The sequence below is a fragment of the Pseudomonas sp. R43(2017) genome (assembly GCF_002112345.1).
Classification (GTDB): domain Bacteria; phylum Pseudomonadota; class Gammaproteobacteria; order Pseudomonadales; family Pseudomonadaceae; genus Aquipseudomonas; species Aquipseudomonas kribbensis.
This window is the reverse complement of record NZ_NEHJ01000006.1, coordinates 173,067-189,023: the sequence shown is the minus strand read 5'-3', so window position 1 is coordinate 189,023 and position 15,957 is coordinate 173,067. Positions and strand designations below refer to the sequence as shown.

Below are 15,957 nucleotides of genomic sequence, written 5' to 3'. Positions count from 1 at the left end.
TTATTCCTCGCGCAGGGTCTGGATCATGTAGTTGACGTCAACGTCCGCCGCCAGCTTGTAGTGCTTGGTCAGCGGGTTGTAGGTCAGGCCGATGATGTCCTTGACGGTCAGGCCGGCCATGCGGCTCCAGGCGCCGAGCTCGGACGGGCGGATGAATTTCTTGAAGTCGTGGGTCCCGCGCGGCAGCAGCTTCATGATGTATTCGGCGCCGACGATGGCGAACAGGTAAGCCTTCGGGTTGCGGTTGATGGTGGAGAAAAACACCTGGCCACCAGGTTTGACCATGCGGAAGCAGGCGCGGATTACCGACGATGGATCCGGTACGTGTTCGAGCATTTCCAGGCAGGTGACGACGTCGAACTGCTCGGGCATTTCTTCGGCCAGGGCTTCAGCGGTGATCTGCCGGTACTCGACGTTCACGCCGGATTCCAGCTGATGCAGTTGTGCGACCGCCAGCGGCGCTTCGCCCATGTCGATGCCGGTCACGGTCGCGCCACGCTGGGCCATGGCTTCGCTGAGGATGCCGCCGCCGCAACCGACGTCGAGGACTTTCTTGCCGGCCAGGTTGACGCGTTCGTCAATCCAGTTGACCCGCAGCGGGTTGATGTCGTGCAGCGGTTTGAACTCGCTTTCGCGGTCCCACCAGCGATGGGCCAGTGCTTCGAATTTGGCGATTTCGGCGTGGTCGACGTTGCTCATGATTCAATCCTCTAAAACTTGAAAAAGGCTGTAGCCCCGGAGTTTGCCCCGGGGTGTTTACGATTCGGTGTGGCCGCTGATGCGCCGGCCCCAGGCCCGGGCGGTTTCGCCAAGCTGTTGTTCGTCGAGGCGCGTCAGGCGCCGGTCGTCGAGCAGCTGCTTGCCGGCAACCCACAGATGTTTCACGCAGTCCCGGCCGGTGGCGTAAATAAGTTGCGAGACCGGGTCATAGACCGGTTGCTGGGCCAGGCGGGACAGGTCGAACGCGACAATGTCCGCGGCCTTGCCGAGTTCCAGGGAGCCGGTCTCGGCTTCGATCCCCAGGGCCCGCGCGCCGTTCAGCGTCGCCATGCGCAACGCCCGGTGAGCGTCCAGCGCGGTGGCGGAGCCGGCAACGGCTTTGGCCAGCAGCGCAGCAATGCGGGTTTCACCCAACAGGTCCAGATCATTGTTGCTCGCCGCGCCATCGGTGCCCACCGCCACGTTGACCCCGGCCTGCCACAGGCGTTCTACCGGGCAGAAGCCGCTGGCCAGCTTCAGGTTCGACTCCGGGCAGTGGATCACGCTGGTGTTGCTTTCTACCAGCAACGCCAGGTCGTCATCGCTGATCTGGGTCATGTGCACGGCCTGGAAGCGCGGGCCGAGCAGGCCCAGTCGGCCGAGGCGGGCCAGCGGGCGTTCGCCGCGCTGTTCGACCGCTTGCTGCACTTCGAAGGCGGTCTCGTGGACGTGCATGTGGATCGAGGCGTCCAGCTCTTCGGCGATCACGCGGATTTTTTCCAGATTCTCATCACCAACGGTGTAGGGTGCATGAGGGCCGAAAGTGATCTTGATGCGTTCGTGGTGCTTCAGGTCGCCGAACAGTTCGACGCCCTGACGAATGGCTTCATCGGCGCTGGCGGCGCCCGGAATCGGGAAATCAAGGATCGGAATGGCGATCTGCGCACGGATTCCGCTGTTGTGCACGCGCTCGCTGGCAACCTTCGGGAAGAAATACATGTCCGAAAAACAGGTGATGCCACCTTTTATCTGCTCGGCGATGGCCAGGTCGGTGCCGTCACGCACGAAATCTTCATCGACCCATTTGCCCTCGGCCGGCCAGATGTGGTTTTCCAGCCAGGTCATCAACGGCAGATCGTCGGCGAGGCCACGGAACAGCGTCATGGCGGCATGGCCATGAGCATTGATCAGGCCGGGGGCGAGCAGCACGTCCGGCAATTCGCGGACTTCGGCGGCGTTACACTTCAAGGCTTCGGCGCGCGGGCCGATGAACACGATGCGACCGTCGCGGATGCCCAGGCCATGCTCCTTGAGCACAACGCCTGCGGGTTCGACGGGTACCAGCCAGGTCGGCAGCAATAATAAGTCGAGCGCAATGGCAGGTTTCGGCATCGAGGGTCGGTTCCAGTGCTTTTGTAAAGGATGGCGAAGTATACCCGAGCGTCTTCGCGGGGGGATCGCTATAATCGGCGGCTTTTGTTCATGAGTGCGGGGTGAGGGATGCGCGATCGACTGTTGGCTGCGGAGAAAGTGAAGGCCATCGATTGGCGTGATGGCGCGCTCCACCTGCTGGATCAGCGCGTTTTGCCGTTCGAGGAAAACTGGATCGCCTACACCAGCGCCGCCGGCGTGGCCGAAGCGATTCGCTCGATGGTGGTGCGCGGTGCGCCGGCCATCGGCATCAGTGCCGCGTACGGCATCGTGCTGGCGGCCCGTGCCCGGATCGCTGAAGGTGGCGACTGGTACGCAGCGCTGGAAGAGGATTTCATGCTGCTGGCCGATTCCCGTCCGACGGCGGTCAACCTGTTCTGGGCATTGAACCGCATGCACGACCGGCTGGATCGCCTGAAGGACAACGCCAATCCGCTGGAGGCGCTCGAAGCCGAGGCCATCGCCATTCATGAAAGCGATCGCGAAGCCAACCTGACCATGGCCCAGCTCGGTGTCGACCTGATCCGCAAGCACCAGGGCAACGCCCAGGCGATTCTGACCCACTGCAATACCGGCGCTCTGGCCACTGGTGGTTTCGGTACGGCGCTCGGGGTGATCCGCGCTGCATTCATCGAGGGCATGGTCGAGCGCGTCTACGCCGACGAAACCCGGCCGTGGTTGCAGGGTTCGCGCCTGACCGCGTGGGAATTGGCCAATGAAGGCATTCCGGTAACCCTCAACGCCGACTCCGCCGCCGCGCATATCATGAAAACCAAAGGTGTGACCTGGGTGATCGTCGGCGCCGACCGCATCACCGCCAACGGCGACGTGGCGAACAAGATCGGCACCTATCAACTGGCGGTCAACGCCATGCACCACGGCGTGCGTTTCATGGTGGTGGCGCCGAGTTCGACCATCGACATGAATCTGGCCAGCGGTGATGACATCCCGATCGAAGAGCGCGACGGTGCCGAGTTGCTGGAAGTCGGCGGCAAGCGTGTCGGGGCAGACGTGGAGGCGTTCAATCCGGTGTTCGACGTGACGCCGGCGGACCTGATCGATGCGATCGTCACTGAAAAAGGCATCGTCGAGCGCCCGGACACCGCGAAGATGGCGCAGTTGATGTGCCGCAAGCGCTTGCATTAAGGGTGTTCATCGCCCGGTAAGCTGCCATCGCTCCCACAGGTTTTGTGCCAGACATGGCCCCGGTGGGAGCCGGCTTGCCTGCGATGAGGCCCTGAAAGTCAATAAACATCCGTAATTTCGTCTCGAAATTTGCATTCAGGGAAGCTCTGAGCCTCTCTCGTCCCCGTTAAGCCTGTCATCGGTCATCTAACTATGCTCCATGCGCATCTGGGGGATAGGTGCGTGGCGGCTCTTGTGATAACATCCGGCGTTTTCCGAGGCAGTCCCACGGGGTTGTCTTCACTGCGCAAATCCAGGGTCAACTTGTCGATTTGTCGTAAGTCGGCGCATGGCACTCGGCCTGCATCGACGAGCTTCGTGCGTCCCCTATGGATATGGCGAAGTTTCACCAGAAAAAGGAATCAGGCTTCTCATGGGCGAACTGGCCAAAGAAATCCTCCCGGTCAATATCGAAGACGAGCTGAAACAGTCCTATCTCGATTACGCGATGAGCGTGATCGTCGGCCGTGCACTGCCGGATGCGCGCGATGGCTTGAAGCCCGTGCACCGTCGCGTGCTGTTCGCGATGAGCGAGCTGGGCAACGACTTCAACAAGCCGTACAAGAAATCTGCCCGTGTCGTCGGTGACGTGATCGGTAAGTATCACCCGCACGGTGATACCGCGGTGTACGACACCATCGTTCGTATGGCGCAGCCATTCTCGCTGCGTTATCTGCTGGTGGACGGTCAGGGCAACTTCGGTTCGGTGGACGGCGACAACGCCGCGGCCATGCGATACACCGAAGTGCGCATGACCAAGCTGGCGCACGAGCTGCTGGCCGACCTGCACAAGGAAACCGTGGACTGGGTGCCGAACTACGACGGCACCGAACTGATCCCGGCGGTCATGCCGACCCGCGTGCCGAACCTGCTGGTCAACGGTTCCAGTGGTATCGCCGTGGGCATGGCGACCAACATTCCGCCGCACAACCTCGGTGAAGTCATCGACGGTTGCCTGGCGCTCATCGACAACCCCGAGCTGACCGTCGATGAACTGATGCAATACATCCCCGGTCCGGACTTCCCGACCGCTGCGATCATCAACGGTCGCGCCGGCATCATCGAAGCCTACCGCACCGGCCGTGGCCGCATTTACATGCGTGCCCGTTCGATCATCGAAGACATCGACAAGGTCGGTGGCCGTCAGCAGATCGTCATCACCGAACTCCCTTACCAGCTGAACAAGGCGCGTCTGATCGAGAAGATCGCCGAACTGGTAAAAGAGAAAAAACTCGAAGGCATCACCGAACTGCGCGACGAGTCCGACAAGGACGGTATGCGCGTCGTGATCGAACTGCGTCGCGGCGAAGTGCCTGAGGTGATCCTCAACAACCTCTACGCCCAGACCCAGCTGCAGTCGGTATTCGGCATCAACATCGTTGCGCTGATCGACGGCCGTCCACGGATCCTGAACCTCAAGGATCTGCTGGAAGCCTTCGTCCGTCACCGTCGCGAAGTCGTTACTCGCCGCACCGTGTTCGAACTGCGCAAGGCTCGCGAGCGTGGTCACATCCTCGAGGGTCAGGCCGTCGCCCTGTCGAACATCGACCCGGTGATCGCGCTGATCAAGGCTTCGCCGACTCCGTCGGAAGCCAAGGAAGCGCTGGTCAGCACGCCGTGGGAATCCAGTGCGGTGATGACCATGGTCGAGCGCGCCGGTGCCGATTCGTGCCGCCCGGAAAACCTCGATCCGCAATACGGTCTGCGTGACGGCAAGTACTTCCTGTCGCCAGAACAGGCGCAAGCCATTCTGGAGCTGCGTCTGCACCGCCTGACCGGCCTGGAACACGAAAAGCTGCTGGCCGAGTATCAAGAGATCCTCAACCAGATCGGCGAGCTGATCCGCATCCTCAACAGTGCCGTGCGCCTGATGGAAGTGATCCGCGAAGAGCTGGAAGTGATCCGTGCCGAATACGGCGACGTGCGCCGCACCGAGATTCTCGATGCACGCCTCGACCTGACCCTGGGCGACATGATCCCGGAAGAAGAGCGCGTCGTGACCATCTCCCACGGCGGTTATGCCAAGACCCAGCCGCTGGCTGCGTACCAGGCCCAGCGTCGCGGCGGTAAAGGCAAGTCGGCGACCGGCGTGAAGGATGAGGACTACATCGCTCACCTGCTGGTCGCCAACAGCCACACCACGCTGCTGCTGTTCTCCAGCAAGGGCAAGGTGTACTGGCTCAAGACCTACGAGATTCCGGAAGCGTCCCGCGCCGCCCGTGGTCGTCCGCTGGTCAACCTGCTGCCGCTGGATGACGGTGAATACATCACCACCATGCTGCCGGTCGATCTCGAAGCCATGAAGCGTCAGGCTGATGAAGAAGAAGCCGAAGGCGCCGAGGCAGATGTAGAAGACATCGAAAACAGCAACGAAACCGAAGAAGAGCGCCGCGCGCGCATCAAGGCTGCCGACCGCAAGAAGGCACCGTTCATCTTCATGTCGACCGCCAACGGTACCGTCAAGAAGACCCCGCTGGTGGCCTTCAGCCGTCAGCGCAGCGTCGGTCTGATCGCGCTGGAGCTGGACGAGGGCGACATCCTGATCTCCGCTGCCATCACCGATGGCGAGCAGGAAATCATGCTGTTCTCCGACGGCGGCAAGGTGACGCGCTTCAAGGAATCCGAAGTCCGCGCCATGGGTCGTACCGCTCGCGGTGTGCGTGGCATGCGTCTGCCGGAAGGGCAGAAGCTGATTTCCATGCTGATCCCGGAAGAGGGCAGCCAGATCCTGACGGCTTCCGAGCGTGGCTACGGCAAGCGCACGGCGATTACCGAGTTCCCTGAATACAAGCGTGGCGGTCAGGGCGTTATCGCCATGGTCAGCAACGAGCGTAACGGCCGTCTGGTCGGTGCGGTTCAGGTGCAGGACGGTGAAGAGATCATGCTGATTTCCGACCAGGGCACGCTGGTGCGTACCCGTGTCGACGAAGTCTCCAGTCTGGGTCGTAACACCCAGGGCGTGACCCTGATCAAGCTGGCCAAGGATGAAACCCTGGTCGGTCTGGAGCGGGTCCAGGAGCCGTCGGAAGTCGAGGGTGAAGAGTTTGAAGGTGAAGAAGGTGTCGAGCTGGAAGAGGGCGTGATCGGCGCCGAACCGGACGATGCGGTCGACAACCTGCAGGCGGACGCCGCAGACGAAGAAGAGTCGCAAGACTAACCAAATCGTAGCAGGGCAGAGTGTTTGCTCTGTCCGCTACCGTGATTGCATAGCGAGAGTGGATGTGAGCAAACGAGCCTTTAACTTCTGCGCAGGTCCCGCTGCGCTGCCTGAAGCTGTCCTGTTGCGTGCCCAGTCCGAGATGCTCGACTGGCACGGTAAGGGTCTGTCGGTCATGGAGATGAGCCATCGTAGCGACGACTACGTGGCCATCGCCGAAAAGGCCGAACGGGACCTGCGCGACCTGCTGTCCATCCCCTCCAACTACAAAGTGCTGTTCCTGCAGGGCGGCGCGAGCCAGCAGTTCGCCGAGATCCCGCTGAACCTGCTGCCCGAGAACGGCACTGCCGACTATGTCGAGACCGGCATCTGGTCGAAAAAAGCCATCGAGGAAGCGCGTCGCTTCGGCAACATCAACGTTGCCGCCAGCGCCAAGCCTTATGACTACCTGGCCATTCCTGGTCAGAACGAGTGGAAGCTGACCCCGGGTGCGTCCTATCTGCACTATGCGTCCAACGAAACCATCGGCGGCCTGCAGTTTGACTGGGTTCCCGAGGCCGGTGACGTTCCGCTGGTGGTCGACATGTCCTCCGATATCCTCTCGCGTCCGATCGATGTGTCGCAGTACGGCCTGATCTACGCCGGTGCGCAGAAGAACATCGGCCCGAGCGGTCTGGTCGTGGTGATTGTTCGCGAAGACCTGTTGGGCCGTGCCCGCAGTTCGTGCCCGACCATGCTCGACTACAAGATCTCGGCCGACAACGGTTCGATGTACAACACCCCGGCCACCTATTCCTGGTACCTCTCGGGCCTGGTCTTCGAGTGGCTGAAGGAGCAGGGCGGCGTCGCCGCGATGGAGCAGCGCAACAAGGCGAAGAAAGACCGCCTGTACGGCTTCATCGACAACAGCGATTTCTACACCAACCCGATCAGCGTCAACGCCCGCTCCTGGATGAACGTGCCGTTCCGTCTGGCTGACGAGCGTCTGGACAAGGCTTTCCTGGCCGGCGCTGACGCCCGCGGTCTGCTCAACCTCAAGGGTCACCGTTCGGTCGGCGGCATGCGTGCCTCGATCTACAACGCCCTGGGCCTGGACGCGGTTGAAGCGTTGGTTGGCTACATGGCTGAGTTCGAGAAGGAGCACTCCTGATGTCCGAGCAGGAACTCAAGGCGCTGCGCGTTCGCATCGATAACCTTGATGAGAAGATCCTTCAGCTGATCAGCGATCGCGCTCGCTGCGCCGAAGAGGTTGCCCGGGTCAAGATGGCCAGTCTGGCCGAAGGCGAGCAGCCGGTGTTCTATCGTCCCGAGCGAGAGGCGCAGGTCCTCAAGCGCGTGATGGAGCGTAACAAGGGGCCACTGGGCAACGAAGAAATGGCGCGGCTGTTCCGCGAAATCATGTCTTCGTGCCTGGCCCTCGAGAACCCGCTGAAAGTGGCCTATCTCGGTCCGGAAGGCACCTTCACCCAAGCGGCGGCCATGAAGCACTTCGGTCACGCAGTCATCAGCAAACCGATGGCGGCGATCGACGAAGTGTTCCGTGAAGTGGCAGCCGGTGCGGTGAATTTTGGCGTGGTGCCGGTGGAGAACTCCACCGAGGGCGCGGTCAATCACACCCTCGACAGCTTCCTCGAACACGACATGGTGATCTGCGGCGAAGTCGAGCTGCGGATTCACCATCACCTGCTGGTCGGTGAAAACACCAAGACCGACAGTATCAGCCGCATCTATTCCCACGCCCAGTCGCTGGCCCAGTGCCGCAAGTGGCTGGACGCTCATTATCCGAATGTGGAGCGCGTGGCGGTTTCCAGCAACGCCGAAGCGGCCAAGCGGGTCAAGGGTGAGTGGAACTCGGCGGCGATTGCCGGTGACATGGCGGCCGGGCTGTATGGCCTGACCCGTCTGGCCGAGAAGATCGAGGATCGTCCGGACAACTCCACGCGCTTCCTGATGATCGGTAACCAGGAAGTGCCGCCGACCGGCGACGACAAGACGTCGATCATCGTGTCCATGAGCAACAAGCCCGGCGCGCTCCATGAGCTGCTGGTGCCGTTCCATGACAACGGGATCGACCTGACCCGGATCGAAACCCGTCCGTCGCGCAGCGGTAAATGGACCTACGTGTTCTTCATCGACTTCGTCGGTCACCACCGTGATCCGCTGATCAAAGGTGTGCTGGAAAAGATCAGTCAGGAAGCAGTAGCACTCAAGGTGCTGGGTTCCTACCCGAAAGCAGTTCTTTAAGGGGCGGTAGCAAATGAGTGGCAACTTCCTCGCTCTGGCACAGCCGGGCGTGCAACAACTTTCGCCATACGTTCCGGGCAAGCCCGTGGACGAGCTGGCGCGCGAGCTGGATCTGGATCCGGCAAGCATCGTCAAACTGGCGAGCAACGAAAACCCGCTGGGCGCGAGCCCGAAAGCGCTGGCCGCAATCCGCGAAGCGCTGGACGAGCTGACCCGTTATCCGGACGGCAACGGTTTTGCCCTGAAGTCCCTGCTGGCCGAGCAGTGCCGTGTCGAGCTGAACCAGGTGACCCTGGGCAACGGCTCCAACGACATTCTCGAGCTGGTGGCGCGCGCCTATCTGGCGCCAGGCCTGAATGCGGTGTTCAGCGAGCACGCGTTCGCGGTCTACCCGATCGCAACTCAGGCGGTCGGCGCCCAGGCCAAAGTCGTTCCGGCCAAGGATTGGGGGCATGACCTGCCGGCCATGCTGGCAGCCATCGACGCCAACACTCGCGTCGTGTTCATCGCCAACCCGAACAATCCGACCGGCACCTGGTTCGGCGCCGAAGCGCTGGACGAGTTCCTGCAGGACGTGCCGGAGCACGTGCTGGTTGTTCTGGACGAGGCCTACATCGAATACGCCGAGGGCAGTGATCTGCCGGATGGCCTGGATTTCCTCGCGGCTTACCCGAACCTGCTGGTCTCGCGCACCTTCTCCAAGGCCTACGGTCTGGCGGCGCTGCGCGTTGGTTACGGCTTGTCCACCCCGGTGGTGGCAGACGTGCTGAACCGCGTACGCCAGCCGTTCAACGTCAACAGCCTGGCCTTGGCTGCGGCCTGTGCGGCGCTGAAGGACGAGGAGTGTCTGGTGCAGAGCCGTCAGCTCAACGAGTCCGGCATGCAGCAGCTGGAAGCGGGTTTCCGCGAACTGGGCCTGAGCTGGATTCCGTCCAAGGGCAACTTTATCTGCGTCGACCTCGGTCAAGTGGCGGCTCCGGTGTTCCAGGGTCTGCTGTGCGAGGGCGTGATCGTACGTCCGGTGGCCAACTACGGCATGCCGAACCATCTGCGGGTGACCATCGGTCTGCCGGCGGAAAACAGCCGCTTCCTCGAAGCGCTGCGCAAGGTTCTGGCTCGTGGGTGATGTCACTGCGCTGCAATCTGCTGCACCTATGATCGGGCGCCTGGTGGTGGTCGGTCTGGGATTGATCGGTGGTTCGTTTGCCAAAGGCTTGCGTGAAAGCGGTGTGTGCCGCGAAGTGGTCGGGGTCGATCTCGACCCGCAATCGCGCAAGCTGGCGGTCGAGTTGGGCGTGGTGGATCGCTGTGAAGACGACCTGGTGGCTGCCTGTCAGGGTGCGGACGTGATCCAGTTGGCGGTGCCGATCCTGGCCATGGAAAAAGTGCTGGCCCGTCTGGCCGGCATGGATCTGGGGCAGGCGATCCTGACGGATGTCGGCAGTGCCAAGGGCAATGTGGTGCGTGCGGCGACCGAAGCGTTTGGCGGCATGCCGGCGCGCTTCGTGCCGGGCCATCCGATTGCCGGCTCCGAGCAGAGCGGGGTGGAAGCCTCCAATGCCGAGCTGTTTCGTCGTCACAAGGTGATTCTGACCCCGCTGGAGCAGACCGATCCGGCTGCGCTGGCGGTGGTTGATCGCTTGTGGCGCGAACTCGGTGCCGACGTCGAGCACATGCAGGTCGAGCGTCACGATGAAGTACTGGCGGCGACCAGTCATCTACCGCATCTGCTGGCCTTCGGTCTGGTCGATTCGCTGGCCAAGCGCAATGAAAACCTTGAGATCTTCCGTTACGCTGCGGGCGGTTTCCGTGATTTCACAAGAATCGCCGGAAGCGACCCGGTCATGTGGCATGACATTTTTCTCGCCAACCGCGAGGCTGTCCTGCGCACACTCGATACATTTCGCAGCGACCTCGACGCCTTGCGCGACGCGGTCGATGCAGGGGATGGGCACCAATTGTTGGGCGTCTTCACGCGCGCCCGGGTTGCCCGCGAGCATTTCAGTAAAATCCTGGCCCGCAGGGCCTATGTGGACGCTATGAATTCCAACGATCTGATCTTCCTGGCTCAACCTGGTGGCCGCCTGTCCGGTCGGATTCGCGTACCGGGTGACAAATCGATTTCCCACCGTTCGATCATGCTCGGCTCCCTGGCTGAAGGCGTCACCGAAGTCGAAGGCTTCCTCGAGGGCGAAGACGCCCTGGCGACCTTGCAGGCGTTCCGCGACATGGGCGTGGTCATCGAAGGCCCGCATCACGGCCGCGTGACCATCCACGGTGTCGGCCTGCACGGCCTGAAACCTGCACCGGGCCCGATCTATCTGGGCAACTCCGGTACTTCGATGCGTCTGCTGTCCGGCCTGCTGGCCGCGCAGGACTTCGACAGCACCCTGACCGGTGACGCTTCGCTGTCCAAGCGTCCGATGAATCGCGTCGCCAACCCGCTGCGGGAAATGGGCGCCGTGATCGAAACCGCTGCCGACGGTCGTCCGCCGATGACCATTCGTGGCGGTCACAAGCTCAAAGGCCTGACCTACACCATGCCGATGGCAAGTGCTCAGGTAAAATCCTGTCTGCTGCTCGCGGGCCTGTATGCCGAAGGCAAGACCACCGTCACCGAGCCGGCTCCGACTCGCGACCATACCGAGCGCATGTTGCGCGGCTTCGGCTACTCGGTGAATGTCAACGGTGCCACGGCATCGGTCGAGTCTGGCGGCAAGCTGACTGCGACCCACATCGAAGTGCCGGGCGACATTTCGTCTTCAGCGTTCTTCCTGGTGGCGGCGTCGATCGCCGAGGGTTCGGAGTTGGTGCTCGAGCACGTTGGCATCAACCCGACGCGTACCGGTGTGATCGACATCCTGCGCCTGATGGGTGCCGACATCACCCTGGAAAACCAGCGTGAAGTGGGCGGCGAGCCAGTTGCCGACCTGCGCGTGCGAGCAGCTAAACTCAAAGGTATCGAGATTCCGGAAGCGCTGGTCCCTCTGGCCATCGACGAGTTCCCGGTATTGTTCGTGGCGGCAGCTTGTGCCGAAGGGCGCACCGTGCTGACCGGCGCCGAAGAGTTGCGGGTCAAGGAATCGGATCGTATCCAGGTCATGGCGGACGGTTTGCTGGCGCTGGGCGTCAAGTGCGAACCGACCCCGGACGGCATCATCATCGACGGCGGCCAGATCGGCGGCGGCGAAGTGCATGGTCATGGCGATCACCGTATCGCGATGGCTTTCAGCGTGGCCTCGCTGCGCGCCACTGCACCGATCCGCATCCATGATTGCGCCAACGTCGCGACATCGTTCCCGAACTTCCTGGCGCTGTGCGCGCAGGTCGGCATTCGTGTGGCGCAAGAGGCTCAGTCGTGAACAACATTGCTCCGGTCATCACCATCGATGGGCCAAGCGGCTCGGGCAAAGGCACCGTAGCCGGGATTCTGGCCAAGCGTCTGGGCTGGAATCTGCTGGACTCCGGCGCGCTGTATCGCCTGCTGGCGTTTGCTGCGCACAATCATGGTGTCGACCTGACCAATGAAGAGCTGCTGAAGAAACTGGCCGCTCATCTGGATGTGCAGTTCATCGCGGCGACCGACGGTCAATTGCAGCGCATCATTCTGGAAGGTGATGAAGTCAGCGATGTCATCCGCACCGAGAGCGTCGGTTCCGGCGCTTCCCAGGTGGCTGCGTTGCCGGCTGTGCGCGAGGCGCTGCTGCAGCGCCAGCGCGCGTTCCAGGAAACGCCGGGCCTGGTGGCCGATGGGCGTGACATGGGTACGGTGGTATTTCCGAATGCGCCGCTGAAGATTTTCCTGACCGCCAGTGCCGAGGAACGGGCGCGCCGTCGATATTTGCAGTTGAAGGGCAAAGTCGAGGGTGTTAGTCTGTCGAGTCTGCTAGATGAGATCCGTGCGCGCGATGAGCGTGATACCCAGCGAGCGGTGGCCCCGCTCAAACCGGCGGCCGACGCCATACAGCTGGATTCCACGGAGTTGTCCATCGATCAGGTGCTGGAACGCATCATGAGCGAGATCGCCATTCGCGATATCGCCGGGTGACCAGGAAGGCCGCAGGGGACCAGTCATAGTCCTGCGGTGGCTTCCTTTAAATGAAACTGACCCGCATCGTCTGGGATGTGGAGACGGGCGTATTTTTCGCCCTAATCAACAGGAATTAAAATGAGCGAAAGCTTTGCGGAACTCTTTGAAGAAAGCCTAAAGACCCTGAACCTTCAGGCAGGCTCCATCATCACCGGTGTTATCGTTGATATCGATTACCAAGCTCGCTGGGTAACCGTTCACGCTGGCCTGAAGTCCGAAGCACTGATCCCTCTGGAGCAGTTCTACAACGACGCTGGCGAACTGAACATCAACGTCGGTGACGAAGTTCACGTTGCTCTGGACTCGGTTGAAGACGGTTTCGGTGAAACCAAGCTGTCCCGTGAAAAAGCCAAGCGCGCTGAATGCTGGATCGTTCTGGAAGCAGCCTTCGCAGCTGAGGAAGTGGTCAAGGGCGTTATCAACGGTAAGGTTAAAGGCGGCTTCACTGTCGACGTTAACGGCATCCGTGCGTTCCTGCCAGGTTCCCTGGTTGACGTCCGTCCAGTGCGCGACACCACGCACCTGGAAGGCAAAGAGCTGGAATTCAAGGTCATCAAGCTGGACCAGAAGCGCAACAACGTTGTCGTTTCCCGTCGCAGCGTCCTGGAAGCCGAGAACTCCGCCGAGCGTGAAGCTCTGCTGGAATCCCTGCAGGAAGGCCAGCAAGTCAAAGGTATCGTCAAAAACCTCACCGACTACGGCGCATTCGTCGACCTGGGCGGCGTGGACGGCCTGCTGCACATCACCGACATGGCATGGAAGCGTATCAAGCACCCTTCCGAAATCGTCAACGTTGGTGACGAGATCGACGTCAAGGTTCTGAAGTACGATCGCGAGCGCAATCGTGTTTCCCTGGGCCTGAAGCAACTGGGCGAAGATCCATGGGTTGCTATCAAAGCCCGTTACCCAGAAAGCACTCGCGTTACCGCTCGTGTAACCAACCTGACCGACTACGGCTGCTTCGCTGAGCTGGAAGAAGGCGTTGAAGGTCTGGTACACGTTTCGGAAATGGACTGGACCAACAAGAACATCCACCCTTCGAAAGTCGTACAAGTCGGCGACGAAGTGGAAGTCATGGTTCTGGACATCGACGAAGAGCGTCGTCGTATCTCCCTGGGCATCAAGCAGTGCAAGTCGAACCCATGGGAAGACTTCTCTGGCCAGTTCAACAAGGGCGACAAGATCTCCGGCACCATCAAGTCGATCACCGATTTCGGTATCTTCATTGGTCTGGACGGCGGCATCGACGGTCTGGTTCACCTGTCCGACATCTCCTGGAACGAAGTGGGCGAAGAAGCCGTACGTCGTTTCAAGAAGGGCGACGAGCTGGACACCGTTATCCTGTCGGTTGACCCGGAGCGTGAGCGTATCTCCCTGGGTATCAAGCAACTGGAAAGCGATCCGTTCTCCGAGTACGTCTCGGTTAACGACAAAGGCGCAATCGTTACTGGCACCGTGAAAGAAGTTGACGCCAAAGGCGCCATCATCGTTCTGGCCGACGATATCGAAGCGACTCTGAAAGCCTCCGAAATCAGCCGTGACCGCGTTGAAGACGCGCGCAACGTTCTGAAAGAAGGCCAGCAAGTAGAAGCCAAGATCATCAGCGTTGATCGTAAGAGCCGCGTAATCCAGCTGTCGATCAAATCGAAAGACGATGCTGAAGAGAAAGAAGCCATCCAGAGCCTGAAAGCAGCTCCGGAAGGCGAAGCAGCTGACACCACCATGGCGGCACTGCTGCGTCAAGCAATGGCCAAGCAGAACTGAGTTCTGTCTGATCATTAAAAAAGGGCGACTTCGGTCGCCCTTTTTTGTGCCTGCGATTTGGTGTGACGTCATGCTGTGTGTTGTCTGGGTGAAACCATTCCCTTTGTAAGGCGGTCTGTTTCTTTAATCGGATCAATCGTCTATTCGCGTCTAGGCTTAGTCTGAAGATCGCAGTAGTCGGGCGTAGAGCCTGGCATAAGGAAGTGAATGAACAAGTTTATAGTCTTGATGGGCATGCTGGTTTTGGCGGGCTGTACGACCAGCGCCAAGACTCATGCCGTGCGCGGTGTCAGTGGTATTGAGGTTGATTGCTCCGGATTGGGCTCGGGTTGGGAGAAATGTCAGAAGCGTGCGGCGAAAGAATGCAAGGGTGCAGGTTATAAAGTGGTCACGCGATCAGATGACGCCAAGGATGAGGATTTGTTTCCCTTCGGCTTCAATCCTGCAGGCTACGTCACTCGTACCATGTTGGTTATCTGTCGGTGAGAGTGCGTTGTACGGGTGGGGTGGCGTGATGCCCTGAAAATGGGCGTTTCGATGTGGGGCAAGATATGTCAACCCCTGGGCTGTTCAAAATCTTCCGGGCATGCTAAAACCTTTCAAGCGCTGATCTAGCTGCTTGAAAAAGAAGGGAAAAATATGACGAAGTCGGAGTTGATCGAACGAATTGTCACCCATCAAGGGCTGCTCTCATCCAAAGATGTGGAGTTGGCCATCAAGACTATGCTTGAGCAAATGTCCCAGTGTCTGGCTACAGGTGATCGCATCGAGATCCGTGGTTTTGGCAGTTTTTCTTTGCACTATCGTGCGCCGCGCGTCGGGCGCAATCCAAAGACTGGTCAGTCTGTCAGCCTTGACGGAAAGTTCGTTCCGCATTTCAAGCCTGGCAAGGAATTGCGTGATCGGGTGAATGAAGAGGAGGAAGGGGTTTGAAGACTGCTATCACTCCAGGGGGTGCTTATGCATAGTCTCAAGCGCGCAGTTTTTTGCGTTTTTATTCTTTTGCTGGCGTTGGTGATGCTGGCGTTTGTGTTGGAAAACCAGCAATCCATATCGCTCATGTTTCTTGGCTGGGCTGGTCCGCAACTACCGGTATCTCTGGTGATCGTGCTCGCGTTGCTCTTTGGAATGCTGGTTGGCCCTGTTCTGGGCTGGTTTCTGGGACGGTCGTCCCGTGCTGCGCGCAAGCGCCTTGTCTGAAACCGACAGGTGAGGGGCGTCCATCGAATTTGCGTCGCTGCTTGTCTATATCCATTAGTAAAACGTTAATTAAGCTGTAAAATGCAGCCCTTGTTCGATAGTGGCACTGTTGCCACATCGATTCAGACTGACTCTGACGGAAGCTCGAGGTTAGGTGGCTTTCGCATTCATGGATTAGGCAGCGCTC

At 60.3% G+C, this 15,957-nt stretch carries 13 protein-coding genes; 11 read left to right on the top strand and 2 right to left on the bottom strand.

The window, feature by feature from the left end; all coding sequences use genetic code 11:
* On the bottom strand, positions 1–699 hold the full coding sequence (ubiG, locus tag CAG02_RS18545; RefSeq protein WP_007950906.1) for a bifunctional 2-polyprenyl-6-hydroxyphenol methylase/3-demethylubiquinol 3-O-methyltransferase UbiG: 699 nt from the start codon (positions 697–699) through the stop codon (positions 1–3).
* Positions 700–756: 57 nt separating this feature from the next.
* A complete protein-coding gene (locus tag CAG02_RS18540) occupies positions 757–2,091 on the bottom strand; it encodes a TRZ/ATZ family hydrolase (RefSeq protein WP_085710822.1) in 1,335 nt (444 codons plus the stop codon).
* 108 nt (positions 2,092–2,199) lie between these two features.
* Here CAG02_RS18540 and mtnA point away from each other — a divergent pair, with 108 nt between their 5' ends.
* The 11 genes from mtnA to CAG02_RS18485 all read left to right on the top strand — a co-directional run bounded on the left by mtnA (position 2,200) and on the right by CAG02_RS18485 (position 15,770).
* The gene (mtnA, locus tag CAG02_RS18535; protein ID WP_085710821.1) at positions 2,200–3,276 is read left to right on the top strand and encodes an S-methyl-5-thioribose-1-phosphate isomerase; all 1,077 of its coding nucleotides are present in this window, start codon (positions 2,200–2,202) and stop codon (positions 3,274–3,276) included.
* A 412-nt stretch (positions 3,277–3,688) separates the two neighbouring features.
* Complete coding sequence (gene gyrA, locus CAG02_RS18530) at positions 3,689–6,472, top strand: DNA gyrase subunit A (RefSeq protein WP_085710820.1); 2,784 nt, start codon at positions 3,689–3,691, stop codon at positions 6,470–6,472.
* Between the two features lie 64 nt (positions 6,473–6,536).
* Positions 6,537–7,622, top strand: a complete 1,086-nt coding sequence (gene serC / locus CAG02_RS18525; protein ID WP_085710819.1) for a 3-phosphoserine/phosphohydroxythreonine transaminase — start codon at positions 6,537–6,539, stop codon at positions 7,620–7,622.
* A complete protein-coding gene (gene pheA / locus CAG02_RS18520) occupies positions 7,622–8,716 on the top strand; it encodes a prephenate dehydratase (protein ID WP_007950913.1) in 1,095 nt (364 codons plus the stop codon). Before serC ends, pheA begins: the two co-directional genes overlap by 1 nt.
* Before the next feature lie 13 nt (positions 8,717–8,729).
* Positions 8,730–9,842: a histidinol-phosphate transaminase gene (hisC, locus tag CAG02_RS18515; protein ID WP_085710818.1), complete on the top strand. Its 1,113-nt coding sequence runs from the start codon at positions 8,730–8,732 to the stop codon at positions 9,840–9,842.
* Between the two features lie 28 nt (positions 9,843–9,870).
* A complete protein-coding gene (locus tag CAG02_RS18510; RefSeq protein ID WP_256576904.1) occupies positions 9,871–12,078 on the top strand; it encodes a bifunctional prephenate dehydrogenase/3-phosphoshikimate 1-carboxyvinyltransferase in 2,208 nt (735 codons plus the stop codon).
* Positions 12,075–12,764, top strand: a complete 690-nt coding sequence (cmk, locus tag CAG02_RS18505) for a (d)CMP kinase (RefSeq protein WP_007950916.1) — start codon at positions 12,075–12,077, stop codon at positions 12,762–12,764. Before CAG02_RS18510 ends, cmk begins: the two co-directional genes overlap by 4 nt.
* Before the next feature lie 120 nt (positions 12,765–12,884).
* Positions 12,885–14,570, top strand: coding sequence for a 30S ribosomal protein S1 (gene rpsA, locus CAG02_RS18500; RefSeq protein WP_007950918.1), 1,686 nt, complete (start codon positions 12,885–12,887; stop codon positions 14,568–14,570).
* 207 nt (positions 14,571–14,777) lie between these two features.
* Positions 14,778–15,056 carry a hypothetical protein gene (locus tag CAG02_RS18495; RefSeq protein ID WP_085710816.1) on the top strand — a complete coding sequence of 93 codons (279 nt, stop codon included), beginning with the start codon at positions 14,778–14,780 and terminating at the stop codon, positions 15,054–15,056.
* 153 nt (positions 15,057–15,209) lie between these two features.
* Positions 15,210–15,503, top strand: coding sequence for an integration host factor subunit beta (ihfB, locus tag CAG02_RS18490; RefSeq protein WP_025805547.1), 294 nt, complete (start codon positions 15,210–15,212; stop codon positions 15,501–15,503).
* A 27-nt stretch (positions 15,504–15,530) separates the two neighbouring features.
* Positions 15,531–15,770: a lipopolysaccharide assembly protein LapA domain-containing protein gene (locus CAG02_RS18485; RefSeq protein ID WP_085710815.1), complete on the top strand. Its 240-nt coding sequence runs from the start codon at positions 15,531–15,533 to the stop codon at positions 15,768–15,770.
* Positions 15,771–15,957: the final 187 nt, after the last annotated feature.